33 protein-coding genes and 2 tRNA genes are annotated in these 26,228 nt (G+C 65.6%); 20 read left to right on the top strand and 15 right to left on the bottom strand.

Features of this window, described 5'->3' with window-relative positions; translation table 11 throughout:
- Positions 1–86 precede the first annotated feature (86 nt).
- From grxD to purC, 6 genes are all read right to left on the bottom strand, one after another.
- Positions 87–431 (bottom strand): Grx4 family monothiol glutaredoxin, encoded by a 345-nt coding sequence (gene grxD, locus OCH7691_RS12085; protein ID WP_085883797.1) that lies wholly within the window; start codon positions 429–431, stop codon positions 87–89.
- A 40-nt stretch (positions 432–471) separates the two neighbouring features.
- Complete coding sequence (locus OCH7691_RS12080; RefSeq protein WP_085883796.1) at positions 472–708, bottom strand: BolA family protein; 237 nt, start codon at positions 706–708, stop codon at positions 472–474.
- A gap of 26 nt (positions 709–734) precedes the next feature.
- Positions 735–2,942, bottom strand: coding sequence for a phosphoribosylformylglycinamidine synthase subunit PurL (gene purL / locus OCH7691_RS12075; protein ID WP_085883795.1), 2,208 nt, complete (start codon positions 2,940–2,942; stop codon positions 735–737).
- Positions 2,939–3,628 (bottom strand): phosphoribosylformylglycinamidine synthase subunit PurQ, encoded by a 690-nt coding sequence (gene purQ, locus OCH7691_RS12070; protein ID WP_085883794.1) that lies wholly within the window; start codon positions 3,626–3,628, stop codon positions 2,939–2,941. The genes purL and purQ overlap by 4 nt, the downstream gene beginning before the upstream one ends.
- 67 nt (positions 3,629–3,695) lie before the next feature.
- On the bottom strand, positions 3,696–3,938 hold the full coding sequence (purS, locus tag OCH7691_RS12065; RefSeq protein ID WP_085883793.1) for a phosphoribosylformylglycinamidine synthase subunit PurS: 243 nt from the start codon (positions 3,936–3,938) through the stop codon (positions 3,696–3,698).
- A 41-nt stretch (positions 3,939–3,979) separates the two neighbouring features.
- Positions 3,980–4,744, bottom strand: a complete 765-nt coding sequence (purC, locus tag OCH7691_RS12060; protein ID WP_085883792.1) for a phosphoribosylaminoimidazolesuccinocarboxamide synthase — start codon at positions 4,742–4,744, stop codon at positions 3,980–3,982.
- A 289-nt stretch (positions 4,745–5,033) separates the two neighbouring features.
- Between purC and OCH7691_RS12055 the strand changes: the two genes are divergently transcribed.
- On the top strand, positions 5,034–5,354 hold the full coding sequence (locus OCH7691_RS12055; RefSeq protein ID WP_085883791.1) for a DUF1476 domain-containing protein: 321 nt from the start codon (positions 5,034–5,036) through the stop codon (positions 5,352–5,354).
- 124 nt (positions 5,355–5,478) lie between these two features.
- On the top strand, positions 5,479–6,237 hold the full coding sequence (locus OCH7691_RS12050; RefSeq protein ID WP_085883790.1) for a sulfite exporter TauE/SafE family protein: 759 nt from the start codon (positions 5,479–5,481) through the stop codon (positions 6,235–6,237).
- A gap of 12 nt (positions 6,238–6,249) precedes the next feature.
- Here OCH7691_RS12050 and purB read toward each other — a convergent pair whose 3' ends face one another.
- From purB to OCH7691_RS12015, 7 genes are all read right to left on the bottom strand, one after another.
- Positions 6,250–7,545: an adenylosuccinate lyase gene (purB, locus tag OCH7691_RS12045; RefSeq protein WP_085883789.1), complete on the bottom strand. Its 1,296-nt coding sequence runs from the start codon at positions 7,543–7,545 to the stop codon at positions 6,250–6,252.
- 31 nt (positions 7,546–7,576) lie between these two features.
- A complete protein-coding gene (locus OCH7691_RS12040) occupies positions 7,577–8,251 on the bottom strand; it encodes a 2OG-Fe(II) oxygenase family protein (protein ID WP_085883788.1) in 675 nt (224 codons plus the stop codon).
- Between the two features lie 119 nt (positions 8,252–8,370).
- A complete protein-coding gene (locus OCH7691_RS12035) occupies positions 8,371–8,814 on the bottom strand; it encodes a helix-turn-helix domain-containing protein (RefSeq protein WP_085883787.1) in 444 nt (147 codons plus the stop codon).
- A gap of 360 nt (positions 8,815–9,174) precedes the next feature.
- Positions 9,175–9,879: a RadC family protein gene (gene radC / locus OCH7691_RS12030; RefSeq protein WP_085883786.1), complete on the bottom strand. Its 705-nt coding sequence runs from the start codon at positions 9,877–9,879 to the stop codon at positions 9,175–9,177.
- Positions 9,869–10,612, bottom strand: coding sequence for a type I methionyl aminopeptidase (gene map / locus OCH7691_RS12025; protein WP_370853119.1), 744 nt, complete (start codon positions 10,610–10,612; stop codon positions 9,869–9,871). Before map ends, radC begins: the two co-directional genes overlap by 11 nt.
- A gap of 100 nt (positions 10,613–10,712) precedes the next feature.
- Positions 10,713–11,438 carry a DNA/RNA nuclease SfsA gene (sfsA, locus tag OCH7691_RS12020; RefSeq protein ID WP_085883784.1) on the bottom strand — a complete coding sequence of 242 codons (726 nt, stop codon included), beginning with the start codon at positions 11,436–11,438 and terminating at the stop codon, positions 10,713–10,715.
- Between the two features lie 40 nt (positions 11,439–11,478).
- Positions 11,479–11,943: a hypothetical protein gene (locus OCH7691_RS12015; protein ID WP_139839670.1), complete on the bottom strand. Its 465-nt coding sequence runs from the start codon at positions 11,941–11,943 to the stop codon at positions 11,479–11,481.
- Between the two features lie 213 nt (positions 11,944–12,156).
- Between OCH7691_RS12015 and OCH7691_RS12010 the strand changes: the two genes are divergently transcribed.
- The 11 genes from OCH7691_RS12010 (at position 12,157) to OCH7691_RS11965 (ending at position 20,478) form a co-directional block, all read left to right on the top strand.
- Complete coding sequence (locus OCH7691_RS12010; protein ID WP_085883782.1) at positions 12,157–12,963, top strand: competence/damage-inducible protein A; 807 nt, start codon at positions 12,157–12,159, stop codon at positions 12,961–12,963.
- A gap of 8 nt (positions 12,964–12,971) precedes the next feature.
- Entirely contained in the window at positions 12,972–14,555 is a 1,584-nt protein-coding gene (locus OCH7691_RS12005) for an AMP-binding protein (RefSeq protein WP_085883781.1), read from the top strand.
- Between the two features lie 6 nt (positions 14,556–14,561).
- Positions 14,562–14,648: transfer RNA gene (locus OCH7691_RS12000), tRNA-Leu, on the top strand.
- Positions 14,649–14,858: 210 nt separating this feature from the next.
- Positions 14,859–15,683, top strand: a complete 825-nt coding sequence (locus OCH7691_RS11995; RefSeq protein ID WP_085883780.1) for an abortive infection family protein — start codon at positions 14,859–14,861, stop codon at positions 15,681–15,683.
- Between the two features lie 83 nt (positions 15,684–15,766).
- On the top strand, positions 15,767–16,588 hold the full coding sequence (locus OCH7691_RS22925) for a pPIWI-associating nuclease domain-containing protein (protein WP_139839669.1): 822 nt from the start codon (positions 15,767–15,769) through the stop codon (positions 16,586–16,588).
- 412 nt (positions 16,589–17,000) lie between these two features.
- A complete protein-coding gene (locus tag OCH7691_RS23520) occupies positions 17,001–17,186 on the top strand; it encodes an ArdC-like ssDNA-binding domain-containing protein (protein WP_217807949.1) in 186 nt (61 codons plus the stop codon).
- Between the two features lie 192 nt (positions 17,187–17,378).
- Entirely contained in the window at positions 17,379–17,801 is a 423-nt protein-coding gene (locus OCH7691_RS11985; RefSeq protein ID WP_085883779.1) for an ArsR/SmtB family transcription factor, read from the top strand.
- Entirely contained in the window at positions 17,798–18,304 is a 507-nt protein-coding gene (locus OCH7691_RS11980; RefSeq protein WP_085883778.1) for an ArsI/CadI family heavy metal resistance metalloenzyme, read from the top strand. The genes OCH7691_RS11985 and OCH7691_RS11980 overlap by 4 nt, the downstream gene beginning before the upstream one ends.
- Before the next feature lie 10 nt (positions 18,305–18,314).
- On the top strand, positions 18,315–18,827 hold the full coding sequence (locus OCH7691_RS11975) for an arsenate reductase ArsC (protein WP_085883777.1): 513 nt from the start codon (positions 18,315–18,317) through the stop codon (positions 18,825–18,827).
- Between the two features lie 82 nt (positions 18,828–18,909).
- A complete protein-coding gene (arsB, locus tag OCH7691_RS11970) occupies positions 18,910–19,968 on the top strand; it encodes an ACR3 family arsenite efflux transporter (RefSeq protein WP_085884443.1) in 1,059 nt (352 codons plus the stop codon).
- Between the two features lie 135 nt (positions 19,969–20,103).
- Positions 20,104–20,478, top strand: coding sequence for a response regulator (locus OCH7691_RS11965; protein WP_085883776.1), 375 nt, complete (start codon positions 20,104–20,106; stop codon positions 20,476–20,478).
- A gap of 27 nt (positions 20,479–20,505) precedes the next feature.
- Here the strand turns inward: OCH7691_RS11965 and OCH7691_RS11960 are convergent, their stop codons facing one another.
- Positions 20,506–21,012 carry a MarR family winged helix-turn-helix transcriptional regulator gene (locus OCH7691_RS11960; RefSeq protein WP_085883775.1) on the bottom strand — a complete coding sequence of 169 codons (507 nt, stop codon included), beginning with the start codon at positions 21,010–21,012 and terminating at the stop codon, positions 20,506–20,508.
- A 213-nt stretch (positions 21,013–21,225) separates the two neighbouring features.
- Between OCH7691_RS11960 and OCH7691_RS11955 the strand changes: the two genes are divergently transcribed.
- From OCH7691_RS11955 to OCH7691_RS11925, 7 genes are all read left to right on the top strand, one after another.
- On the top strand, positions 21,226–21,570 hold the full coding sequence (locus OCH7691_RS11955) for an arsenate reductase (RefSeq protein WP_085883774.1): 345 nt from the start codon (positions 21,226–21,228) through the stop codon (positions 21,568–21,570).
- Positions 21,571–21,671: 101 nt separating this feature from the next.
- Positions 21,672–21,923 carry a hypothetical protein gene (locus OCH7691_RS11950; RefSeq protein ID WP_085883773.1) on the top strand — a complete coding sequence of 84 codons (252 nt, stop codon included), beginning with the start codon at positions 21,672–21,674 and terminating at the stop codon, positions 21,921–21,923.
- A gap of 127 nt (positions 21,924–22,050) precedes the next feature.
- The gene (locus OCH7691_RS11945) at positions 22,051–23,289 is read left to right on the top strand and encodes a sensor histidine kinase (protein WP_176245027.1); all 1,239 of its coding nucleotides are present in this window, start codon (positions 22,051–22,053) and stop codon (positions 23,287–23,289) included.
- A gap of 118 nt (positions 23,290–23,407) precedes the next feature.
- Positions 23,408–23,483: transfer RNA gene (locus OCH7691_RS11940), tRNA-Thr, on the top strand.
- Between the two features lie 169 nt (positions 23,484–23,652).
- Positions 23,653–24,468 (top strand): DUF4197 domain-containing protein, encoded by an 816-nt coding sequence (locus tag OCH7691_RS11935; protein ID WP_217807947.1) that lies wholly within the window; start codon positions 23,653–23,655, stop codon positions 24,466–24,468.
- Between the two features lie 87 nt (positions 24,469–24,555).
- The gene (locus OCH7691_RS11930; protein WP_085883771.1) at positions 24,556–24,741 is read left to right on the top strand and encodes a YqaE/Pmp3 family membrane protein; all 186 of its coding nucleotides are present in this window, start codon (positions 24,556–24,558) and stop codon (positions 24,739–24,741) included.
- An 85-nt stretch (positions 24,742–24,826) separates the two neighbouring features.
- Complete coding sequence (locus OCH7691_RS11925; RefSeq protein WP_085883770.1) at positions 24,827–25,336, top strand: invasion associated locus B family protein; 510 nt, start codon at positions 24,827–24,829, stop codon at positions 25,334–25,336.
- A 32-nt stretch (positions 25,337–25,368) separates the two neighbouring features.
- Here the strand turns inward: OCH7691_RS11925 and OCH7691_RS11920 are convergent, their stop codons facing one another.
- The gene (locus OCH7691_RS11920; protein WP_085883769.1) at positions 25,369–26,223 is read right to left on the bottom strand and encodes a hypothetical protein; all 855 of its coding nucleotides are present in this window, start codon (positions 26,221–26,223) and stop codon (positions 25,369–25,371) included.
- Between the last annotated feature and the right edge of the window lie 5 nt (positions 26,224–26,228).

The following is a 26,228-nucleotide window of genomic DNA, read 5'->3' as shown; positions in this document are numbered from 1 at the left end:
CCCCAAAGGTGAGCGACGATGATAGCGCAGAATCGAAAACGGCGCCCCTTCGAGCGCCGTTTCCGGTGTGCCGGGGGAGAGGTTGCTCAGGCGTGGTGATCCGCCGTGGCCACCCCGGCATCCTGGAAGAGCTGCTGCAGTTCGCCGGTCTCGAACATCTCGCGCAGGATGTCACAGCCACCGACGAACTCGCCCTTGACGTAAAGCTGGGGAATGGTCGGCCAGCTCGAGAATTCCTTGATTCCCTGGCGCAGCGACGGGTCCTGCAGCACGTCGACGCCGACGAACTTGACGCCGAGATGGCTGAGAATCTGCACCACCGTCGCGGAGAACCCGCATTGCGGGAAGACTGGCGAGCCCTTCATGTAGAGCACGACCGGGTTGTCCTGGATTTCGCGCTGGATACGCTCCGCGGTAGCTGAATCATTCATCTGTCTGGTCCTTGATTGCTGCGTCTGTCGGCTCGACGATCTAGTCTTCGGGAACGGAGGTCTGCAGCGCCAGCGCATGCAGGGCGTCCCCCATGTTCCCCTTGAGCGCCCGGTAGACCATCTGGTGCTGCTGGACGCGGCTCTTGCCCGCGAACGAGCGCGACACGACATGCGCCGCGTAGTGGTCGCCATCGCCACGGAGATCGCTGATCTCGACCGTGGCGTCCGGGATTCCCTCGCGGATCAAGCGTTCGATGTCTCCCGGATCCATGGGCATTGCGTCACTCCTCCGTTAAGCGCTGTTCACGCCGTTCCCATATAAGTCGGAAGCCAGCTTTCCCTGGCTTCCCGCAATGTCGCAAGCGATATGGTGAAGCCGTTGCGAACTGTCAAATCGCTGCCCCCGGTGCGCCCGACCGAAATCGCCGGGACATTCGCCGCCGCCGCCGCCGCCAGGATTCCGGCGCTCTGCGGGGTCGCCACGGTCACAAGATAGCGCGCCTGGTCCTCGCCGAACAGCCAGGCATGAAGCGGGATCGCGAGGCCCTCGGGGACGGTGATGTCGACGCCGATATTGCCGGCGAGCGCCATTTCCGCGATGCCGACCGCGAGCCCGCCGTCGGACAGGTCGTGGCAGGCGGAGACAATGCCGTCGTGGATCGCGTCGCGCACGAAATCGCCGTTCCGCCGCTCCGCCGTCAGGTCGACCGCCGGAGGCGCGCCTTCCTCTTTCCCGTGCAACTCCCGCAGATAGAGCGATTGGCCAAGCTCGCCCCGGGTGTCGCCGATCAGCAGCACATCCAGGCCCTCGGCCGGGAAGGCGATACTCACCGCCTTGTCGCAGTCAGCGATCAGGCCGATCCCGCCGATCGCCGGGGTCGGCAGGATCGCCTTGCCGTTGGTCTCGTTGTAGAGCGAGACGTTGCCGGAGACGACCGGGTAGTCGAGCGCCCGGCAGGCCTCGCCCATGCCGGCGATGGCGCCGACGAACTGGGCCATGATCTCCGGGCGTTCCGGGTTGCCGAAATTCATGCAGTCGGTGATGGCGAGCGGGCGGGCGCCGGTCGCCGTGATGTTGCGCCATGTCTCGGCGACGGCCTGGGCGCCGCCGGTCCGGGCGTCGGCCTGGCAATAGCGCGGCGTGCAGTCGGTCGTGATGGCGAGCGCCTTGCGCGTGCCATGGAGCCGCACCAGAGCCGCGTCGCCGCCCGGTCGGCCGATCGTGTCGGCGCCGACCATGTGGTCGTACTGCTCCCAGATCCAGCGCTTGCTGGCCAGGTCCGGCGTGCCGAGCAGGCGGACCAGCGCCTCGCCGAGATCGTCGCTCGCCGGCGTCGCTGCCGGGTCGAGGCGGGCCGGGACCGGGGCTGCCTCGTGCGGGCGGTCATATTCCGGCGCGGCATCGGCCAGCGGCGCCACCGGCAGGTCGCCGACGACGGCGCCACCGAAACGAAGCACCATGCGGCCGCTGTCGGTCACCCGGCCGATGACCGCGAAATCGAGCTCCCATTTCTCGAAGATCGCGCGCGCCGTATCCTCCGCGCCCGGCCGGAGCACCATCAGCATCCGTTCCTGGCTTTCCGAGAGCATCATCTCGTAGGGCGTCATGCCGTCCTCGCGGACCGGCACCCGGTCGAGATCAAGTTCTATCCCGACCTCGCCCTTCGACGCCATCTCGAAGGATGACGAGGTCAGTCCCGCCGCGCCCATGTCCTGGATGGCGACGATCGCGTCGGTCGCCATCAGTTCGAGGCAGGCCTCGATCAGCAACTTCTCGGTGAACGGGTCGCCGACCTGCACGGTCGGGCGCTTCTCCTCCGAATCGTCGTCGAACTCGGCCGACGCCATGGTCGCGCCGTGGATCCCGTCGCGGCCGGTTTTCGAGCCGACATAGATCACCGGGTTGCCGACGCCGGCGGCGGCCGAATAGAAGATCCGGCTGCTGTCGGCGAGGCCGACGGTCATCGCGTTGACCAGGATGTTGCCGTCATAGGCCGGGTGGAAATTGCATTCGCCGCCGACCGTCGGCACGCCCACGCAATTGCCGTAGCCGCCGATCCCGGCGACCACGCCGGCGACGAGATGCCGGGTCTTTGGATGAGCAGGACTGCCGAAGCGGAGCGCATTCATGTTGGCGATCGGCCGCGCGCCCATCGTGAAGACGTCTCGGAGGATGCCGCCGACCCCGGTCGCCGCGCCCTGGTAGGGCTCGATGAAGGAGGGGTGGTTGTGGCTTTCCATCTTGAAGATCGCTGCCTGGCCGTCGCCGAGATCGACCACGCCGGCATTCTCGCCGGGGCCGCAGATCACCCAGGGCGCCTCGGTCGGCAGGGTCTTCAGCCATTTCTTCGACGACTTGTAGGAGCAATGCTCGCTCCACATCACCGAGAAGATTCCGAGCTCGAGCAGGTTGGGCTCGCGCCCCATGATCTCGAGCACGCGGTCATACTCGCTTTCCGACAAGCCGTGTTCGGCGACGATCTGCGGCGTGATGGCGATGTCGGCGGTCATGCGAAACTCTCGACAAGGGCGGTGAACATCGGCCGTCCGTCGGTCCCGCCGAGCGCCGGGTCGGCGAGCCGTTCGGGATGCGGCATGAGGCCCAGGACATTGCCGCGTTCGTTCAGGATGCCGGCGATGTCGTCGGCCGACCCGTTCGGGTTGGCGCGCTCACCGGCGTCGCCGTCGGCGGCGCAATAGCGGAAGGCGACCCGGCCCTCGCCGCGGAGCCGGGCGAGCGTCTCCGGATCGGCGAAATAGTTGCCGTCATGGTGCGCGACCGGCACGCGGATGACGTCGCCGCCACGGTAGCCCCGGGTGAATGGCGTCGCCGCGTTCTCGACCCGCAGCCAGACATCGCGGCAGACGAAATGGAGCCCCGCATTGCGGAGCAGGGCGCCGGGCAGCAGTCCGGCCTCGATCGCGATCTGGAAGCCGTTGCAGATGCCGAGCACATGACGGCCGGCCTCGGCATGGGCGACGACGGCCCGCATGATCGGCGACTGCGCGGCCATGGCGCCGGCCCGCAGGTAATCGCCGTAGGAAAACCCGCCGGGCAGCACGACGAGATCGAGATCGGGGAGCACCGTCTCGCGATGCCAGATCGCGGCCGGCGGCCGTCCGGTCGCCTGTTCGAGGGCGACCATCACGTCGCGGTCGCAATTGGAGCCCGGAAATACGATGACGCCGGCCTTCATGGGCGTGCCATCCTTGTCTGTCTGGAGGTCGGAGAGGGAGGGCGCGGCATGACGGATGCCATGGCGCTCAGTCGATCAGCTCGATCTTGTAATTCTCGATGACCGTGTTGGCGAGCAGCCGCCGGCACATCTGCTCGACCTGGCCTTCCGCCGCACCGCGGTCGGTGGCGGCCAGATCGAGTTCGATGACCTTGCCCTGGCGGACGCCGTTCACGCCGTCGAAGCCGAGATTCCCGAGCGCATGGCCGATCGCCTTGCCCTGGGGGTCGAGAACGCCGTCCTTGAGCGTGATATGTACGCGCGCCTTCATGCCTGAGCCGTTGCCTCTTGTCATTCCGGGAAATCAGTCGATCATTGCATCAGGGTCGGGGCCTGGATGTCGCGCGGGCCGCCTTCCGGCATGATCCCGAGGCGGCGGGCCACTTCCTGATAGGCTTCCGCGACGCCGCCGAGATCCCGGCGGAAGCGGTCCTTGTCCATCTTCTCGTTGGTCTTGGTGTCCCACAGCCGGCAGTTGTCCGGGCTGATCTCGTCGGCAAGCACGACCCGGACCATCTCGTTCTCGTAGAGACGGCCGAATTCCAGCTTGAAGTCGACCAGCTTGATGCCGATGCCGAGGAACAGACCGATCAGGAAATCGTTGATGCGCAGCGACATCGCCATGATGTCGTCGATCTCCTGCGGCGTCGCCCAGCCGAAGGCGGTGATATGCTCTTCGGTGATCAGCGGGTCGCCGAGTTCGTCGGACTTGTAGCAGAATTCGACGATCGAACGCGGCAGCGCGGTGCCTTCCGGAATGCCCAGCCGGGTCGCGAGCGAGCCGGCGGAGATGTTGCGGATGATCACCTCGACCGGGATGATCTCGACTTCCTTGATAAGCTGTTCGCGCATGTTGAGGCGGCGAACGAAATGGGTCGGAATGCCGATCTCGGCGATCCTGGCCATCAGGTATTCCGAGATCCGGTTGTTCAGAACACCCTTGCCGACAATCGTGGCGCTTTTCTTGTTGTTGAAGGCGGTGGCGTCGTCCTTGAAATACTGCACGAGCGTGCCAGGTTCCGGGCCTTCATAAAGTACCTTCGCCTTGCCTTCGTACACCCGTCGGCGGCGTGCCATATCGTAACTCCGAATAATAGAGAGTGGCCGGATTCTCGTCGCGATAGCGGGGCGTCGATTCCGGCCGGGCGCCAGCCTGTCAGGCGCGCGCGGAATGTAGCCCAATTGCGAATGCAGCACAACGTCCGCGGCGGCGCGGCCGCAAGCACCCCTGATCGACCTTCCGATCTTGTTTGCGGGCACCGGGAATGCCAGTTATAGGGGGTAGCTCGTCGCCGAACGACCAGTTCTATGGTTCGGCGTGCGAACGCAACTACGAGATTTACAGGCTGCCGGAGAGGGCCCCGCGATGACCAACTTCGACGATCGGGAAAAGGCACACGAGGCCAAATACGTCCACGATCAGGAAATCATCTTCAAGATCGACGCCCGTCGGAACAAGTTGCTCGGGCTGTGGGCGGCGGAGCTGATGGGAATGTCACAGGAAGCGGCGGAAACCTACGCCCGGGAAGTGATCGTCGCCGACTTCGAGGAAGCGGGCGACGAGGATATCTTCCGCAAGGTCAAGGCCGACCTTGCGGCCAAGGGCGTTACGATGCGGGACTGGGATCTTCGCGAGAAGATGAAGGAACTGCATGCGGTCGCACGCGATCAGGTGATGAAGCAGTAACCGATATCGTCGGGCCGGCCTCGGCAGGCGTCGCGGCGATGGCGTCCAACTGCGATTCCGATCGGACGCGCGGCCGGCTCTTGCCGGCCGTCGGCGTTTCCGGCGCGGGGCAGGCGGCGAGGCCGTGATCGCGGCGCTGGCCGCCGGGCTCGCCGACGTCCTGTCCGACCCCCGGTTGCCGGCGCTGTTCGGCGCCGTCTTTATGGCCGGGCTGATACGGGGGTTCTCCGGATTCGGCGCGGCGATGGTCTTCATGCCGATCGCCAGCGCGCTCTATTCGCCACCGGCCGCCGTCGCCATGCTGGCGGTCACCGATACGGTGATCACGCTCCCCATCACGCTCGCGGCCATGCGGCGCTGTCGCTGGCCCGAGATCATGCCGCTGACGATCGGCGCGGCGATCATGACCCCGATCGGCGTCAAGGCGCTGCTCTACGTCGATCCGGGCGTCATGCGGATCGTCATCTCGGCGATGATCCTGGCCGCGGTCGCCGCCATGGCAACCGGCTGGCGCTACGCCGGAACGCCGACGCGCACGGTCACCGTCGGGGTCGGTGCGCTGTCGGGTTTCGCCGGCGGCATGGCCGGGCTCATGGGACCGCCGGTGATCCTGTTCTGGCTCGGCGGACAGCACGACATGCTCAAGGTCCGGGACAATATCCTGGCCTTCTTCGGCATCGCGACGATTGTCACGATGACCACCTATTTCCTGAACGACATGCTGACGCCGGAACGGCTGACCATCTCGGCCGTCCTGATGCCGCTTTACGCGGTCGCGATCTTCCTCGGCGCGCGCGGCCTGCGCTACGCGACGGACGCCCTGTTCCGCCGCCTCGCGCTGGTCTTCTGCGGCGCCGTCGCGATCCTCGCCCTGGTGCTCTGACGCACCTGCCGTCTAGTCGCCGAAGACCCTGCGGAAGATCGTGTCGACATGCCGGGTGTGGTAGCCGAGGTCGAAGATCGCCTCGATCGCGGCGCCGTCCATGGCGGCGGACACTTCCGGGTCGGACTTGAGCAGCGAGAGGAAATCGGCGTTCTCCTGCCAGACCCGCATCGCGTTCCGCTGCACCAGGCGATAGGCATCCTCGCGGCTGACGCCGGCCTGGGTCAGGGCAAGCAGCACCCGCTGCGAATGCACGAGGCCGCCCAGGCGATCGAGATTGCGCTGCATGTTGGCCGGATAGACCACCAGCTTGTCGATCAGGCCGGTGGCACGGGCCAGCGCGAAATCGAGCGTGACGGTCGCGTCCGGGGCGATATTCCGCTCGACCGAGGAATGCGAGATGTCGCGCTCGTGCCAGAGCGCCACGTTCTCCATCGCCGGCACCACCGCCATGCGGACGAGGCGGGCAAGCCCGGTGAGATTCTCCGAGAGCACCGGGTTGCGCTTGTGCGGCATCGCCGAGGAACCCTTCTGGCCCGGCGAGAAATATTCCTCGACCTCGAGCACCTCGGTACGCTGCAGGTGGCGGATCTCGGTCGACAGCCGCTCGAGCGAGCTCGCGACGACGCCGAGCACGGCGAAGAACATGGCATGGCGGTCGCGCGGAATGACCTGGGTCGAGATCGGCTCGGGCGCGAGGCCGAGCGCCTTCGCCACATGCTCTTCGACGGCCGGGTCGATATTGGCGAAGGTGCCGACGGCGCCGGAAATCGCGCAGGTGGCGATCTCGGTCCGCGCGGCACGCAGGCGGTCCCGGTTGCGGTCGAACTCGGCATAGGCCTGGGCGAGCTTCAGACCGAAGGTCGTCGGCTCGGCATGGATGCCGTGACTGCGGCCGACGCAGATCGTGTCCTTGTGCTCGAGCGCGCGGCGCTTCAGGGCGTCGAGCAGTCCGTCCAGATCGGCGAGCAGCAGGTCGCTGGCCTGCACGAGCTGTACCGAAAGACAGGTGTCGAGCACGTCCGACGAGGTCATCCCCTGGTGCACGAAGCGCGCCTCGGGCCCGACATGCTCGGCCAGGTTGGTCAGGAAGGCGATGACGTCGTGCTTGGTCTCGCGCTCGATGGCGTCGATCCGGTCGATCTCGAAGGCGCCGCGTTCGCGGACCGCGCGGGCCGCCGTTTCGGGGATGACGCCGAGTGCCGCCTGCGCGTCGCAGGCATGGGCCTCGATGTCGAGCCAGATACGGAACTTGTTCTCGGGCGCCCAGATGGCGGCCATCTCGGGCCGCGTGTAGCGAGGAATCATGACGATCGGTCCAGTTGAAGACGGAGTGTGACTAGCGGCGCGCGACCGGCCCCACCGGGACGAGACGGGTCGCACGGGCGTTGAAGGCGATGGAGATCCGTTCGCCCTTGCCGAAGAACGGATGCACGAAATGCATCATCCAGCTCGGGAACAGCAGCATCAGGCCGGGCTTCGGCTGGATGGTGAGCTTGTTGCCGAACTCGAAACCCGGCGTGATGGTCATGCCGGCGGCGGGGCGCGGATCGTGGAACTCGAAGATGCCGTTCAGCGGCCGGTCCGGATCGGGCTTGCCGACCGAGACGTAATAGACCCCGGACCAGTGCTGGTTGGCGTGATTGTGAACGACGTTGTAGTTGCCGTCGCGGTTGATGTTGGCCCAGGCGACGACGTTGTATTCAGGCGTCGCCGGGGTGCCTGTCGGCGGCGCGGCGAGCTGCCAGACAGCCTGAAGAGAATCGCGTATCCAGTTGCCGAGCGGCCTGATTTCCGGCTCCGGCCAGGACAGCAGGTCGGGTTCGGAACGCCAGCCGCCGAGATTGGAGCGATTGAGCTTGCCGGTCTTGAATTGCGGCTGCGCCCGCTCGCGCCTCAGCAGGATGTCGCGCAGCCCCTTGTTCGCGGCCTCGCTGCCGGTCATCGTCTTCTGGAAGATCGGCGTTCCGAAGGTGAGGAACAGGCCGTTTCCAAGGTCCTTGTCGAGATGCATGGGCGGCGATCCGCGTCAGATGTCCAGCGATCGCGCCCTGAGTAGCAGAACCCGTCTGACGGCTCAACAAGCGAGCGGCACCGGGCGGCCGCACCGCCCGGCGACGACCGTGCGACGGATTACTTGACGCGGGACTCGAGGGATTCAGCGATCGCCCGGATCGTCTCGATCATGTCCTTGCGAAGCTCCGGATCCTCGATCCGGAAATAGGCGCGGACCAGTTCGAGGGTTTCCCGCTTGGTGACCGGATCGCCGTCGCGGCGGCGCTGGCCACGCTTCGGCTTGACCTCCGGCTCCTTGGCCGCGGAATTGTCGTTCGCGCCCTCGAAGAAATAGGCGACAGGAACCTTGAGCACGCGGCTCATCGCGAACAGCCGGCTGGCGCCGATGCGGTTCGCGCCGCGTTCATACTTCTGAACCTGCTGGAAGGTGAGGCCGAGCGCGTCGCCGAGCGCCCCCTGACTCATCCCGAGAAGCGTACGTCTGAGCCGGAGCTGTCGGCCGACATGGGCATCGATATGATTGGCTCTGCTTTGCGGTTGTTTTGCGTTGGCTTCGGCCATCTACTCACTCAGCTCCTGTACACGAACTCATCAAATCCGGACCCCCCGGATGGCGGCGGCAACTATACGCATAACCTTACGTCAAGGCGAGCATTCATTCCCGAAAAACGCGACCGTTGATTGCGTACGACATAGAATTACGCAAGGTTGTATAGAATGTTTCACTAGGTGGAACAGGACGCTGTGACAATGCATGACAATCCCGTCATTTTGCACATGCTAACGCGGTTTGTCGGGCAGTCCCACAGGATCTGGAGATACTTTTGACTCCAGTTCACAAGAATCGTTGGAGCCAAGGTTCCGGCAGACGGGAAAAACGGCCTTTGACGGCCGTTTCGACGCAGATCGGGGCGATTCGCGTCAGAGAAGGCCCAGCGCCTTGAAACTCGCGTAACCGTTGCTGCCGACGATCACATGGTCGTGGATCGTGATGCCGAGCGCGCCGGCGGCCTCCTTGACGAGCCTGGTCATCTCGATGTCGGCGCGCGACGGGGTGAGGTCGCCGGACGGGTGGTTGTGGACCAGGATGATCGCCGAGGCGCCGATCTCGAGCGCCCGCTTGACCACCTCGCGCGGATAGACCGGCGTGTGGTCGACGGTGCCGCGCTGCTGGTCCTCGTCTGCGATCAGCTGGTTGCGGCGGTCGAGGAACAGGATGCGGAACTGCTCGGTCGAGCGCAGTCCCATCGTCGCCCGGCAATAATCCGTCACGGCCTGCCAGGAACTCAGCACCGAACGGCCCTTCGCGCGACCGCGCAGCAGGCGGCCGGCGGCGGCGTCGACGGTCTTGATCGCGGCGACCGTGGCGTCGCCGACGCCGCGGACCTGTTTCAGGCGCTCCGGGTCGGCGGCGACGACCGCGGCGAAGCTGTCGTCGAAGGCGGCGAGCAGGCGCTTGGCGAGCGCCTTGGTGTCGCCGCGGGGCAGCGCGGCGTAGAGCACCATCTCGAGGAGTTCGTAGTCGAGGAGGGCGTCGGGCCCGCCGGTGAGAAAACGTTCGCGGAGCCGGGCGCGGTGCCCGGCGAGGCTCGCCTCGTCGGCGGGCGTCTTCGCGTCAGGCGGCATAGGGCGGTTTGTCGAGCCCCGCCGGCGAGCTCGTGAAGATCTCGTAGCCGTCCTCGGTGACCGCGATCGAATGCTCGAACTGGGCCGAGAGGCTGCGATCCTTGGTGACGGCGGTCCAGCCGTCGTTCAGCAGCTTCACCTGCCATTTGCCGAGATTGATCATCGGCTCGATGGTGAAGAACATGCCGGCCTTCAGTTCCGGCCCGGTGCCCGGGCGGCCGAAATGGACGATGTTCGGTGCGTCGTGGAAGACCCGGCCGAGCCCGTGGCCGCAGAAGTCGCGGACCACCGAGCAGCGCTCGCCCTCGGCGTATTCCTGGATCGCGTAGCCGATGTCGCCGACCGTGGCGCCGGGGCGGACGACCCCGATCCCGCGCATCATCGCCTCGTAGGTAATGTCGGAGAGGCGGCGCGCCTTCACCCCGACATTGCCGACGTAGAACATGCGGCTGGTATCGCCGTGCCAGCCGTCGAGGATCACCGTCACGTCGATGTTCAGCACGTCGCCGTCGCGCAGCGTCTTCGGTCCGGGGATGCCGTGACAGACGACATGGTTGACCGAGGTGCAGATCGATTTCGGGAAGCCGCGGTAGTTGAGCGGCGCCGGCACCGCGCCGCCGGCGACGATGAACTCGTGGCAGAGCCGGTCGAGTTCCTCCGTGGTGACACCGGGGACGACATGCGGGGTGATCATGTCCAGCGTCTCGGCGGCCAGCCGGCCGGCCCGCCGCATGCCCTCGAAGCCCTCGGCGTCATGCAGCTTGATCGCGCCGGTATTGCGGGTCGGCGCCGCGGCGCTGGAAATGTAGTTCGTTCTCACCGTGCGTATCCGTCTAGTTGCATGTGCGACGCGTATCCGGCCCGTCCAGTGAAAGCCGGCGGCGTACGGCGATCGCGTCCGTCGCGATCTCGCAATCATAACATATTGCTTCGACGCCGCGAGCCAAGGCGCGGCAAAACGCCTCCCCATAACCCGGATCGATGTCGCGGGCAATGGCAAGGCGGTCGCAGTCGCCGCGCTGCACCAGGTAGAGCATGACCGCGCGGTCGCCGGCGGCGACCCGGTCGCCCAGTTCCTCCAGGTGCTTGGCGCCGCGCGCCGTCACCGAATCCGGGAACTCGGCGAGGCCCGGGTTTCGCATCAGGTGGACATTCTTGACCTCGACGTAGCAGTCGGGGCGCCCCTCGGCGCTGAGCAGCATGTCGATCCGCGAGTTCCGGCCATAGCGGACCTCGCGGCGGAGCCGGTCATAACCGGCGAGCTCGGCGATCAGGCCCGCCCGGATCGCCTCCTCGACCAGCCCGTTCGGGTGCGCCGTGTTGATCCCGACGAGGCCGCCGTCCGCCTCGACGATCTCCCACGACCAGGCGAGCTTCCGCTTCGGGCTTCGCACGTCGCGCAGCCAGACCCGGGCGCCCGGCATGTCGAGGCCGGTCATCGCCCCCGGGTTGGCGCAATGGACGGTGACGACCTCGCCGTCCGGCAGCTCGACGTCGGCAAGGAAGCGCTTGTAGCGGCGGACCAGGCGGCCGGCGACGAGGGGGACGGGAAAACGCAACGGACTGGCCTCGCGGGGCAGGGGCGAACAGGAACGGGCTTTACCAGCGCAACCGGTTGGAAAGCTGGCGCATCACCTCGTCATGGATATCGCGATGCATGCCGAGCACGCGCTCGGGCTCGTCGGCCGTCGCCCTGGCGGGCTCGCGCCGCGGCGTCGCCGGCTTCGGTTTCGCGCGTACCTTCGCCGCGGTGGCGGCGGCGGGACCGGGCGCGGCAACGGCCGGCGCCGGCCGGGCGGGCGGCTTTGCAGGCACGGCGGCAGGTGCAGTCGCGGCGGCCGGATCGGGCTTCCTCAGCACCCGCTGGATCAGGGCGCGGGCCTCGCCGAGTTCCTTCGGGTCGATCGCCTGGCCCGGATGCCGCTCGAGCCGTTCGAGCAGGCTCAGCATCAGTTCGCACAGCCGGTGGTAGTTCCGCTGCAGACGCTGCAGCCGGGCGGCAAGCTCCCCATCCGTGGTCGGCGTGGTCGGCACGGCCCCGATATCTCGCCTCTCGCTCAGCATGTCGCTATCGGCGGCCGGTTTGCCGCCAGATGGTCCGTTATGCCGATCCTTTGCGCTTTCGTCCATGGGGCTTTTGATTGCGCGCCGCGGCCAGTGAAATGATAAAAAGATCCGGGTGCCGGCAGGGAAGCGGCGGCCGGGGCTGGCCCGCCTCCGGGTGGTCCGGGTTTCCCGCCGACACACGTGTCGATCGCGAAAGGGTAGAGATAATTCATGGCCAAAGACTTAAGCACCGGTTCCTCACCCTCGGTGGTGACCGCGGCAGTGATCGTGATCGGCGACGAGATCCTGTCCGGCCGGACCCGCGACAAGAACCTCGCCTACCTGGCGGTCGAACTGAACGAACTCGGCGTGCAGCTTCGCGAGGCACGCTTCGTGCCCGACATCGAGGCGGAGATCGTCGCCGCCGTGAACCAGTGCCGGGCGCGCTACGACTATGTCTTCACCTCGGGCGGGATCGGCCCGACCCATGACGACATCACCGCCGATTCCGTGGCCGCCGCCTTCGGCGTGCCGATCGACGTGCGGGCCGACGCGCTCGCCATCATGCAGGCCAACTACAAGCCCGGCGACCTGAACGAGGCGCGGCGGCGCATGGCGCGGATCCCCGAGGGCGCGGCGCTGATCGACAATCCGGTCAGCCGGGCGCCCGGTTTCCGCCTCGGCAATGTCTACGTCATGGCCGGCATCCCGACGATCATGCAGGCGATGTTCCAGAGCCTGAAGCACGAGCTGGTCGGCGGCGCCCCGGTGCGCAGCATCGCCTTCGCGGTCGAGACGGCGGAAGGCATCATCGCCGCCGGCCTGGGCGCCCTGCAGAAGGAATACCCGGACGTTTCCATGGGCTCCTACCCGGGCTTCCGCGACGGCCGGCCGTTCCTCAACCTGGTGCTGCGCTCGAACGACCCGGCCCGCCTGGCGCTCGCCGCCGACGCGCTCGACGGGCTGCTCGCCGGCATGGGCCTCGCGGCGGTGCGGAGCGGCTACGGCATGGCCCCGGCGACGGACGCGGCGGACTGAGCGGCGCGATGACGACGCTGCCCGCATTCGGCGACCGCGCGGCCCGGCTTCACCGCGACCGGCTCGCCATCGTCGACGGCGACCTGCGCTGGAGCCACCGCGACCTGGTGCTGGAAAGCCGCCGCCTCGCCGCCGGGCTTGCCGCCGCCGGCATCGGCCCGGGCGACCGGGTCGCCTTCTGGCTGCCCAACTCGGCCGCCTACCTGGCGCTGTTCTTCGCCGTCGCCCGGCTCGGCGCGGTCGCCGTCTCGGTCAACACCCGGTTCCGCGCGGCCGACGTCGGCGACATCCTCGGCCGCTCGCGGGCAAAGGCGCTGATCTTCTGGCCGGGTTTCCGCGGCATCGCCTTCGACGAGATCCTGGCCGCCGTTCCGGCCGCCGACCTGGCGGCGCTCGAGACCGTCATCCTCTACGGCCCCGAACTCGGCAACGCGGCTCTGCCGGGCGCGCTCGGCGCCGTCCGCGTCACGTCATACGGCTCCCTCCGCGAGTTCGACGCCGCCCTCTTCGACCATGCGACGGCCGACGCCGGCTGCGTCACCTTCACCACCTCGGGCACCACGGCGGCGCCCAAGTTCGTGCTCCATTCGCAAGCCTCGATCGCCCGCCATGCCGAGGACGTGGCGCGCCATTTCGGCTTCCACGAGGACCGCACGGTGCTGCTACAGTCGCTGCCCTTCTGCGGCACCTTCGGGCTCGCCCAGGCGATGAGCTGCCTCGCCGGCGGCGGCGTCCTGGTCAACATGCCGGTCTTCGACGTCGAGCGCGCGGTCGAGCTGATGGACCGTTTCGAGGTCACCGACCTCAACGCCACCGACGACATGACGGCGGCGCTGCTCGACGCCGCGCACGAATGGTCGCTCGCCCGGCTACGCCAGATCGGCTACGCCGCCTTCAACCCGGCCCTCCGCGAGATCGTGACGCTGGGCGACATGAAGGGGGTGCCGCTGGTCGGCCTCTGGGGGATGAGCGAGGTGCAGGCGCTCTACTCGGTGCAGCGGCGCGAGGCCCCGGCGGCGATGCGCGCCCGCGCCGGCGGCTATCCCGCCTCGCCCGGGGCCCGCGTCCGCGTCGTCGACCCGGAAACCCGCGCGATCCTGCCGCACGGCCGGGAAGGGGAGATCGAGGCGGCCGGGCCGTCCCGCATGCTGGGCTATGTCGATGATCCGGCGGCGACCGCCCGGGCGCTGACCGACGACGGCTACGTGCGGACCGGCGATCTCGGCTACACCGAGGCCGACGGTGGCTTCGTCTTCCTGACCCGGCTCGGCGACAGCCTCCGGCTCGGCGGCTTCCTCGTCTCGCCGGCCGAGATCGAGGCCCACCTGGAGCGCCACCCGGCGGTCGCCGGCGCCCAGGTGGTCGGCGTCGAGACCGGGCAGGGGGCGCGTGCCGTTGCCTTCGTCGTGCCGCGCGCGGGGGCCGGTTTCGACGACGGGATGCTGCGCGAGCATTGCATTGCCGGCCTCGCGCGCTACAAGGTTCCGATGGCGTTCGTCGCCCTCGACAGCTTTCCGATGACGGACAGCCCGAACGGCCGCAAGGTGCAGCGGGTGAAACTCCGGGAAATCGCTGCCGAGCGCTTCGGCTGAGCCGATGGCCGCGTGGTGGAATTGGTAGACACAGCAGACTTAAAATCTGCTTCGGTTACCCGAGTGCCGGTTCGAGTCCGGCCGCGGCCACCAGGCTCGGCAAAAGTTAATATTTGCCTTCGATTTTTGAGAACACAAATGATAATGATTAGAATTATGATCTAATTTTTTCTCATCCGACCCTCGGAAAGAAGCGAAGGAATAATCGCCCATTTCAAGAAAGAGAATAATTCTTAAAAGATGTAAATCAGCCTTTTTTCACGACATAGGGCATATAGATCGCAATAAATCAAGGGGATCTCCATGAAAATTGGCGAAGCAGCGATTTCTCACCTTGTGGAAATTGCCTATAATACCGGAATGAGTAGCGGTCCCATGATTGCCTTCTTCAACTCATTTGGTTTGAACAATCCTGTGGTTCATATGCTCGATAGCAAGCGGCGCTTTGCCAATCAGGCTTGGCGTGAGTTAAACGGCTCATCTGAATTACCGGAGGCAATCAACCAGATTTTGTCGCCTCACCATTGGCCTCAAGACGATGAGCGTCAGCGTCAGATCGACAATCTCAATAAGGCGTTACGTATCGATGGATGGGTAATTGAAGACAATTTGGGCAGGTTGGAAGTAACGCCTCGCTCTGGTCTTGGAGGAGACGCAGCACTCCGTCGATTGAAAGATCATGGGGATCTTATCAACCATGAGAACCTAATTAGCCGTATAAGAGCAATAGAGAAGTCGGTTGAAGCCAGCCCTGCTGATGCGATTGGCGCAGCCAAGGAACTCATTGAAGCGATTACCAAAGACATTATCGAGAAGGCTGGTCAGGAACCAGCGAAGAGGGCGTCCCCCTCTGAATTGGTGAAGCACTCTCTCAAGTGCCTCGATCTGGCATCGGATAAAATCTCCGATAGGGCCCGCGGGGTTGCCGCGATCAGATCGACCCTGACCGCGCTTTCCAACATTGCCCATCAATTAGATGAACTGCGGGGCCTGTATGGTAGCGGGCACGGTCGTTCCAGCACTTCTCGTGGCCTTGAGCCTCGGCACGCCCGATTGGCTGTTGGCGCGGCTTCCAGTCTATGTCTTTTTCTGGTCGAGACTTTTGAGAAACACGACCTGTCCAAATAGACCTCTGTGCCTTTTTTCGTCATGTCTTTTTTGTTTGGGAGGGCGTCTTCGAATGGCACAATTTATTTCACTGAGAGATATTTATGCGCGAATTGATTGATGGCCAATTGGTTGATGGTTTTGAGAGAGAACTATTTCAGGCGGCCTTAGCTAATCTCGACGCGGCTAATAACCCTCTTAGATTCAATAACTTTTCTTATGCCATGCGAGAACTCGTGCGGCATGTATTAGCCCGTCTTGCGCCGGATGAAGAAGTTCTAAATTGCTCATGGTACAAAAATGAAACTGAAAATCAAAACGGTATTTCCCGGAAGCAACGCGTTTTTTATGCTGTTCATGGCGGCTTGACACGTTCCTATGTTCAAGATGAATTAGGATTAGATCTGGAAGATATACATCGGACATTAAGGGACACCGTAAATGAACTTAGCAAATATACGCATATTCAACCCGCCATCTTCAATGTTGATGATGACAAAGTTCTTGAGCTAGTCGATGAGACGATGAGTGCAGTCGTTTATTTGTTTGACATCATGGACGAAAGCCGCCATCTCCTTTTGAACGCGCTTCGATATCATATAGAAAGATCGATTTTTGAAGCGGCTGTTGGTGAGACAATTTTGTCTATTGATGAACTTGCATCGCATCACTCCATCGAGATTGTGTTTACTGATGAAGTAGAGGTTGCGGAAATTTGCAGTCGGTTCGTGACGTTCTTGGCTTCCGGCGAACTTGTGTGTGAACTTCAATGGGGTTCTGGTGGTGACCAGAGGCGTGGTGATGGTGCGGTATCGTCCGAATCATTTCCATTTACATGCGTCCTTAAAGGCCCCGTGCAAAATCCCAGTGCTATTCAGGTCGACGAACACGCACTGGATGTAGATACTAGCTCGTGGTTTGAATAATCACTCCAGCCTGTATGGCTTTGTGGGGATTCAAACTACTTTCCGCGCGTCCGGCAGTGCCGGACCGGGCTTTGCTCGCGCCTGCGGCTCTCTGCGCAGGGTCTCGGCCATTCGGCAACGATCCCTCGCGCATTTGGGTGGCTCTGCCGCGCCTGTTGAGCGGCCTATGGCCGTTTATTCTTTGTTTTGCTTTTGGGGCCTGCGGCCCCTTGGCCGTCAAGGCCAGGCCCTTCGTTTTTCTCCGGGCGTCCGCTGGGTCTTCCCCAACTTTCCGTCCACCTCGTTGCCGTACGGGCCGGATGATCCCCTCCCACGGCGGACGGCCTGTGACGGCCTCACCCCGCTCATTGCCGCGTGGCTAGTTCGGTAGCAGCAGCAGCGCAACCGCGACTAACCAAAAGGAGAAAAGGCGATGAAAGCTGATGTCTATACCCGCATCATTGACAAGATCGTCACTGACCTTGAGCAAGGTGTTCGTACATGGCTCAAACCATGGAACTCCGAGCACGCAGCCGGGCGGATCACACGACTGCTACGCTATAATGGACAGCCCTATAACGGCATCACTATCCTGATTTTTTTGGCAACTGCCGATTAGCGTGGCTTTGCCGCGCCTATCTGGTTGACCTATCGGCAGCCCATTGAACTCGGTGCGTAAGGGCGAGAAAGGCCACCTCGGAGTTCCGGGTGCCGGTTCGAGTCCGGCCGCGGCCACCAGCTTCTCCCCGGCGCATTTGATTTTTCCAGGGTGGGGCTTGCATCGGGCATTCATGTCGATTATTCTCGACATATGGACACATTGAACGCAACCCGCGCCCTGGGGGCGCTGTCGCAGGAAAGCCGGCTAGAGGCCTTCCGGATGCTGGTTCAGGCCGGGCCGGAGGGCATGGCCGCGGGCGAGGTCGCCCGCGCGCTCGGCGTGCCGCACAACACGATGTCGTCGCATCTCGGGATCCTCGCCAATGCCGGGCTGGTCGGCTCGCGCCGCGAGGGCCGCTCGATCATCTACACACCCGACTTCGCCGGTATCCGGGCGCTGCTCTCCTTCCTGATGGAGGATTGCTGCCAGGGCCGGCCGGAGGATTGCGCGCCGGTCCTCGACCGCGTGCTGCAGGGCTGCTGCGCCGGGCCCGCCCGGGCAGGCGCAACGGCCGATCCCGCTCAAACCGCTCAACCCGCCGACTCCGTCGGCAACCGGAGAACCACGCCATGAAACGCCTGCATGTGAACCTCGCCGTCACCGATCTTTCCGCCTCGATCGCCTTCTACTCGACGCTGTTCGACAGCGAACCGACGGTCCTGAAGGACGATTACGCGAAATGGATGCTCGACGATCCGCGGGTCAATTTCGCGATCTCGACTCATGGCACGAACAAGGGCGTCGACCATCTCGGCATCCAGGTCGAGGCGGCCGACGAGCTCGGCGCCATCCACGACCGCATGAAGCGCGCCGACGCCCGCCTGGTCGCGCAGGGCGAGACGGTCTGCTGCTACGCCAAGTCGGCCAAGAACTGGATCTTCGATCCGGAAGGCGTCGCCTGGGAAACCTTCCACACGACCGGCGAGAGCGCCGTCTACGGCAGCGACCTGGATCTCGCGGAGAGCGAGAGCGCCTGCTGCGCGGATGCGCCGGAAGCCGGTGCCGCGAAGGCGGGAAGCTGCGGCGCGCAGGCTGCGGCCGGCGCGGCCGGAAGCCAGTCCGGCGCCTGTTGCTGAGGGGGCGACCATGACCGGGACCCGATCCTACAACGCGCTCTTTCTCTGCACCGGGAACTCGGCGCGCAGCATCCTCGCCGAATCGATCCTGAACCGGAAGGGGGCCGGCCGCTTCCGCGCCTACAGCGCCGGCAGCCAGCCGTCCGGCAAGGTCCACCCGATGGCCCTCGACCTGCTCGGCCAGACCGGCCACGACACGGCGGGCCTGCGTTCCAAGTCGTGGGAGGAATTCGCCGCGGCCGGGGCGCCGGCGCTCGATTTCGTCTTCACGGTCTGCGACAACGCCGCGAACGAGGTCTGCCCGGTCTGGCCCGGACAGCCTATGACGGCGCACTGGGGCATCCCCGACCCGGCGGCGGCGACGGGCACCGAGGCCGAGCGGCGGCTCGCCTTCGCCAAGGCCTACCGCCTGCTGAACAACCGGATCGACCTGTTCCTCAGCCTGCCGATCGCCGCGCTCGACCGCATGACCCTGCAACGGCAGCTCCGCGAGATCGGCCGGAGCCTGCCCGAGACGGCCTGACCCGCCACCGCCCGCAACCACCGGAGCCCGCATGTCCGCCTCCACCGACGCCGCCGGGACCGCCCGGCCGGCGAAGCCCGCGATGAACCTGTTCGAACGCTACCTGACGCTCTGGGTGGCGCTCTGCATCGTCGTCGGGATCGCCCTCGGCTATCTCGCGCCGGGGCTGTTCCACGCCTTCGGCGCGCTGGAGGTGGCGAGCGTCAACCTGCCGGTCGCGGTGCTGGTCTGGCTGATGATCATCCCGATGCTGGTGAAGATCGACTTCGGCGCGCTCGGCCAGGTCGCCCGGCACTGGCGCGGCATCGGCGTCACGCTGTTCATCAACTGGGCGGTCAAGCCGTTCTCGATGGCGGCGCTCGGCTGGCTGTTCATCGGCTGGCTGTTCCGGGACTGGCTGCCGGCCGAGCAGATCAATTCCTACATCGCCGGGCTGATCCTGCTCGCCGCCGCGCCCTGCACGGCGATGGTCTTCGTGTGGAGCAACCTGACCGACGGCGAGCCCCATTTCACGCTCAGCCAGGTGGCGCTGAACGACGTCATCATGGTCTTCGCCTTCGCGCCGATCGTCGCCCTGCTGCTCGGGCTGTCGGCGATCACCGTGCCGTGGGAGACGCTGCTGCTCTCGGTCGGGCTCTATATCGTCGTGCCGGTTATCCTGGCGCAGGTCGTCCGGCGGCGGATGCTGGCGAAGGGCGGGGAGGCGGCGCTCGCCCGCCTGCTCGGGCGGCTGCAACCGCTCTCGCTGGTCGCCTTGCTTGCGACGCTCGTGCTGCTGTTCGGCTTCCAGGGCGAACAGATCATCGCCCAGCCGCTGATCATCGCGCTCCTCGCCGTGCCGATCCTGATCCAGGTCTATTTCAATTCCGGGCTCGCCTACCTACTCAACCGCTGGGCCGGCGAGGCCCATTGCGTGGCCGGGCCGTCGGCGCTGATCGGCGCCAGCAACTTCTTCGAGCTCGCCGTCGCCGCCGCGATCAGCCTGTTCGGCTTTTCCTCGGGCGCGGCGCTGGCGACCGTCGTCGGCGTGCTGATCGAGGTCCCGGTGATGCTGAGCGTGGTGCGCATCGTGAACGGCAGCCGGGGCTGGTACGAACGCGGGGCGCGGGTCGCCCGGACGCCGCCGTCCGCGCGCCCGTGAGGGGCGTCCGGCCCGACCGGATCGCAAGCCGCTGTTGTTCTTTTCACGTTTGATCCTATAAGTTTGCCCGATATGCCGTCGCGGCGTCCCGGTTGAAGGGCCGCGCAGTTGACAAGCGAGTTCGGGGGACGGGAAATGGCAAGGATTCTGCTCGTGGAGGACGTCGCCGATGTGCGCGAAACCGTCCGCCTGTCGCTGGAGCGCGCCGGCCACGACGTCGCCGAGGCGGAGAACGGCCAGGCCGCGCTCACGCTCTCCGAGGCGACCGACTTCGATCTCGTGATCACCGATATCTGGATGCCGGGCATGGACGGGGTGACGCTGCTCAAGCGGCTTCGCGAACGCCGCCCGGGGGTCAAGATCCTGGTGATGTCCGGCGGCGGCCCGAAGGTGCCGCTGGAAGTCGCGGCCTCGATGGCCGAGACCTGGGGCGCGGACAAGATCGTCTACAAGCCGTTCCGCAGCGAGACCCTGGTAAACGAGGTCGGCCAGCTTCTCGCCCGCGCCTGACGCGCCGGGAAGCCCGCCGACGGGGCGTCAGCTCGCCCTGCGCTCCGGCTGCGGCCGCCGACGTTTCGCGGAATCGTCCTGCTCGTCGACGATCAGCCCTTCGCCGGTCTGGAACATCAGCAGGATGATTCGCTCGAGCACCTCCGCGAAGGTGCGCTTCTCGTCGGCCGGGATCTGTTCCAGGAGGCTCGCGAGATTGTTCAGCGGGTCATCCTCCAGGAGCGCCCGTCCGTCCGGCGTCACCTCGAGGAAGTCGGCCCGCTTGCTGCGCGGATTCGGTCGCCGCTCCAGGTAGCCCTTCTCGACCAGTGTCCGCACCGTGCGCGCCACCGGACCGATCCGCATGCCCTGGAAACGGGACAGTTCGGCGGTCGTCCGCGACGGCTGGTCGGCGCGGGCGAAATAGCGGAGCGCCGTCCATTGCGCCGGATAGAGTCCCGCCGTGTGGCCCTCGCTGTGGATCATCCTGCTCAGATGTTCGAGCAGGGAGGCGATGCCACTTTCTGAAACCGATTTCGACGACGCCACTGGCATCTATCCACTGCTTTGAGAGGCGCGTTCGGCCCTGGCCGATCACTATCCGACCGCGAGAACCCGATGCAGGACGGAACTCGTTAACGTGTTCGCGAACCTAAAAGCTTCTTGATGACAGGGCAAGTCAATCCTATGAGTGCGGAGCAAAAAACCGTGGAAATTCAAGGCTTGGGGTGTGCTCGACCGGGTATTCCGCAAGCCCTGCGAGGGAAAATGATCGTCGTTTACGGACTGAAGAATTGCGACAGCTGCCGCAAGGCGCTGAAATGGCTGGCGGCGGAAGGACTGACGGCGCGGCTGGTCGATGTCCGGGCCGAGCCGCCGACGCGCGAGACCGTCGCCGCCTGGTGCCGGGCGGTCGGCTGGGAGACGCTGCTGAACCGGCGCGGCACGACCTGGCGCGGCCTCGACGATGCGGCGAAGGCGGAGGTCGACGAATCGCGCGCCATCGACCTGATCGTCGCCCATCCGGCCCTGATGAAGCGGCCGCTGATCGAGAACGGCGGGCGCGTGACGGTCGGTTTCGACGCCAGGGTCCAGGCCTCGCTCGGCCACTGATCCGCCCGGGCGATGGCGCCCGGGGTCGGTTGACAGCATCCCGCACCCTCGGCACAAAGGGCGGGCCGGACCGCCATCGTCCGGCTTTCGGGAAGACGACGATGCCGAAGAACCTGCCCGGCCTGATTCTCAAGCTGCTGATCGCCTCGTTGATCGTCGGCCTTGCCATGTCGTGGTTCGACGTGACGCCGCAGGCCGTCTTCCAGGACCTGGGCGGCGCCATCTCGCGGCTGTTCAACGCCGCCGTCAACGGCGTCCGCTGGGCCGTTCCCTACATTCTGATCGGTGCCGTCGTGGTGCTGCCGATCTGGGGCGGCGCCTATCTCCTGTCCTGGTTCCGCCGCCGCGGCTGAGGCGTTCCGCGCGGGCCGATCCCGGCACCGGCGCCTGTCACGAGAGTTTCATCCTGCGCTAAGCATTTGGTAACCGCGCGCGCCCCAGAACGGGGGCGGGACGATGGGTTCGCGTGGAAGAGACATCATGAATTCGGGACTACGGGATCTGCTCGAGAAAGCCGCGCCGATCCCGGTCGACATGACCTGCGCGGCGGTCTACGAGCGCTTCGAACGGGAACCGGACGTGCTCAATCTCGCGGTCGTCAAGGGTGAACGGCCGGTCGGGATGGTCAACCGCCAGGACCTTTACGGACGGCTCGCCGACCGCTTCGGCCGGCCGCTCTACGAACGGAAGGCGATCGCGACGCTGATGGACCCGGCGCCGTTCGTCGTCGATGTCAAAATGACCCGGGACCGCCTGCGCGAGCTGATCCTGACCGATCGGCCGGGGCTCCTGCTGCACGGTTTCATCGGCACCGAAGAGGGCCGCTACCTCGGCATCGGCTCGGCCTTCTCGGTGCTCCGCGCGACCGTGGCCGAACTGCAGCATCGCGAATCCGCCCTCGATATCGCGCTTGTCCGCGAGGCGGAGGCGAACCGGTCGAAATCGATCTTCCTCGCCAACATGAGCCACGAACTCCGCACCCCGCTCAACGCGATCATCGGTTTCGCGGACATCATCCGGGGCGAGATCTTCGGGCCGATCGCCAACGCGCGCTATCGCGACTACATCGACGACGTCCACGAATCCGGCCAGCACCTGCTCGGGCTGATCAACAATATCCTCGACATCTCAAAGGCCGAGGCCGGCAAGCTCGAGCTTTCCATCGACCGCTTCGATCTCCACCGTCTGCTCCGCGATGCCGCCAGGCTGCTCGCGGAACGGGCCCGTATCGCCGGGGTCGAGCTGACCGTCGAGGGCGAGGACAAGGCCCCGCCGGTGGTCGGAGATGCCATGAAGATCAAGCAGATCGCGATCAACCTGATCACCAACGCGGTGAAGTTCACACCGACCGGCGGCCGGGTCACGGTCCGGTGCGAGATCTCCCGGGGCCAGTTCCGGATCGTCGTCGCCGATACCGGGATCGGCATCGCGGCGGAGAATATCGCCAGGGCGATGGAGCCGTTCAGCCAGATCGACGGCGGCGACGACCGACGCTACGAGGGAACCGGGCTCGGCCTGCCGCTGTCGCGCAAACTGGCGGAACTTCACGACGGCAGTCTGGAAATCGAAAGCGTCGTCGGCGAGGGCACGACCGTGCGCGTGACGGTGCCGCAGAAAGTCCCCACCGCACTGCGGATTCGGGCGTCGGAAAACGCCCCCGTCGGGGTTGCAAAGGCCCGGCAATCAGCCTATGTTCCGGCGGCTTCCGGGCCGGTCTAGACCGGCTGCCGGGGCGACGTTGTCCCCGGATGCGCCGCCCGACCACACGGCGACGGAGGGACAGGGGCCGGGACGGGGGCAACCCGCTCATGGCCGCTGATCGAGTGGAGAGCATTGGGCCGCATTAGCTCAGTTGGTAGAGCACCTCATTCGTAATGAGGGGGTCGTTGGTTCGAGTCCGACATGCGGCACCACCACTCGTCAGATCCCTGCGCCGGAGTATCTTTCTCCCCACATCGCGTATAGGCGCGTCGTTGAGTCACATTCGTCATGTGCGCGCCGCATTCGCATATCATATATCATTTGTATAGCATTCCATCTGTGGTGGGGGCTGATGAACGCGTTCGGAGAAGGATGACCATTATGACGAGATCGACCGGCCTCGTGCCCGGAACCACCGACAGCATTTCCCTCGTGTCGGCCCGCCGCCGCTTCCTTGCCGGCAGTACGGCAGGATTGGCCGTTCTGATGTTCCTCGCGGCGCGGCCTGCGACGGCGCAAGACCTGCTGCAGAAGGGCCAGGACCTGCTCAAGGGCATGGGCGGATCGGGCGGCTCCGGCGGGGCCGGCAGCATGCTGAGCAACAGCGACATCGCCTCCGGCCTGAAGGACGCGCTTCGCGTCGGGACCGAGAGCGTGGTTTCCCAGCTTGGCATCCAGGACGGTTTCAACCTCGACAGCGCCATCCATATCCCGCTGCCCGACAGCATGAAGCCGGTCCAGAAGGCACTGAAGCCGCTCGGCTATTCCGCCATGCTGGACGATCTCGAACTGCGCCTCAATCGCGCCGCCGAGACGGCGACGCCGGCCGCGACCTCGATTTTCGGCAATGCCATCACCGAGATGACCTGGGACGACGTGCAGGAGATCTACAAGGGGGCGGACGACGCCGCGACCCAGTATTTCCGCGGCAAGATGAGCGATCCGCTGCGCGATGCGATGCGGCCGGTGGTCGACGACAGCCTGGCCGACGTGGGCGCGATCCAGAGCTACGATTCGGTCATGGGGCAGTACAAGGGCCTGCCCTTCATGCCGGACGTGAAGGCCAACCTGACCGGGCACGTGCTCGATCTCGGCCTCGACGGGATCTTCCATTACGTCGCCATCGAGGAAGCCGCGATCCGCAACAATCCGGCGAAACGGACGACGGAAATCCTGCAGAAGGTGTTCGGGGCCTGACGCCCGCGGCCGGCGGGCGCGGCAGTTCCAACTTGCAAGGCGAACATGACCGGGCAAGGATGACCGGAAACAGAACGGGAAAACGACATGCGTCTGCTCATCGCCCTGCTGCTGCCGTGGCTGCTCTTCTTCACCATCGGCCGGCCGATCGCCGGAATCATCTGCCTGATCCTGCAGATCACCGTGATCGGCTGGGTTCCGGCGGCGATCTGGGCGGTCTATGCGCTCAGCCAGTACAACACGGACCAGAAGATCGCTGAACTTCGCTCCTGAGCTTCGGACTGGGCGGCGGGCAACGTCGCGCCCGGCCGCCCGCGCCCTTGGACCGAGAAGCCCGGCCGGCCGACGGCTCGGGATCGTGCTGGCCGTGCTGCTGTTCGGCGCGGCGATGCCGGCTTCGGCCCAAACCCCCTACGTCTTCTTCTACCGGATCGCCGACGCCTGGTCGGTGACCTGCTGGCAGAACATGGCGAGCGGGCGAAAATCCTGCTCGCTGGCGGCGCCGCGCACGGCGCTCTCGGCGAACTGGCCGCAGAACATCCTGCATGTCGGCGAGATCGCCGCCGAACGTTTCCAGGTCGCGATCGAGGTCCGGGCCACCGTGATGCCGGGCACCGCGCTCAGCATCCGGGTCGATGACGGCCCGGTCCGGGAGGCGGCGGTCGCCGCCGACAGCGTCGCCCGCTTCGACGGCGAGGCGGCGCGCGACCTGATCGTCGCCCTGCTGGGTGGCCGGGACGTCGTCTATCGCGTCCAGACGGCGCCCGACGGCATGCCGCTCGACATGCGCGTCCCGCTCGCCGGTTTTCGCGAGGCCCTCGAGGTCTATCGCGGTGTCATTCGTCATCACGGGCTGATCGGCGGCTAGGGCCGCGGCCGATCGATCGGAACGGCCTAGCCCTAGCGCCGGTTCGCGACACCGTCGGCGCGGTCATCGGAATGCTCCTCGATCATGACGTTGGCATGCAGGATCGAGATCCAGCGCCGCCCCTGGCCGGTATGGGACAGCAACCGCATGCCGTCGGCGACCAGCGGATGCAATGTCGTCCAGAACAGGGTCGGATACTTCTCCCGGAGATCGGCGACCGAGTGATAGCCGAGATCCCTGGCCAGCCCGCATTCGTCGAGTTCGAGGAAGAGCGGTGTCATGCGCTGGTGGAAATGCAGGTCGGCGATCGCGCCGATGTAATGCGCCGCGCGCAGCAGCCCTGGGAAACTCATGGTGTCGAGATTGCGGTCGGGCAGCGGCGGAAAGCGCGTGTAGTCGATGGTCGCGGCGATCCGTTCCGCGTCGATCACGGTATCGTCCCTGAAATAGCGGCGGACGAAGATCTGGCTGCGGTCGGTGTAGTAGGGCCAGAGAATGCCGCCCGTCGCCCCGCGCGGCAGGCTGAGCGTCGAACCGTCGGCCGCGATCACCGCCGCGTCCCGGCTGTCGCCGGGACAGCAGCCGGGCGTGAAGCCGATCGCGAAGCAGAGCGACGAGGCGATGAAATGCAGCCAGTCGTCCGGCGTCACGTCGTTGTCCGCGATCATCCGCCCGCGCAGGATGTCGGCGCCGACCATGCTGACATGCATGGCATGATCGATGGTGTGGTAGAGCGCGTCGGAGCGCACGATCCAGGTCAGCGCCATCCGCCCGATATGGGCCAGTCGGTCGGCATAGGCCGGCTTCTCGCTGCCGAAGACGTCGCGATACTCGTCCCGCAGCCGGTCGGAGAAGGCGTCGATGAGAATCTCGTTGGGTTTGAACATGTCGG

The sequence above is a fragment of the Oceanibacterium hippocampi genome (assembly GCF_900172325.1).
Classification (GTDB): Bacteria; Pseudomonadota; Alphaproteobacteria; order Sneathiellales; family Sneathiellaceae; genus Oceanibacterium; species Oceanibacterium hippocampi.
This window is presented reverse-complemented; position numbering and strand designations above follow the sequence as displayed.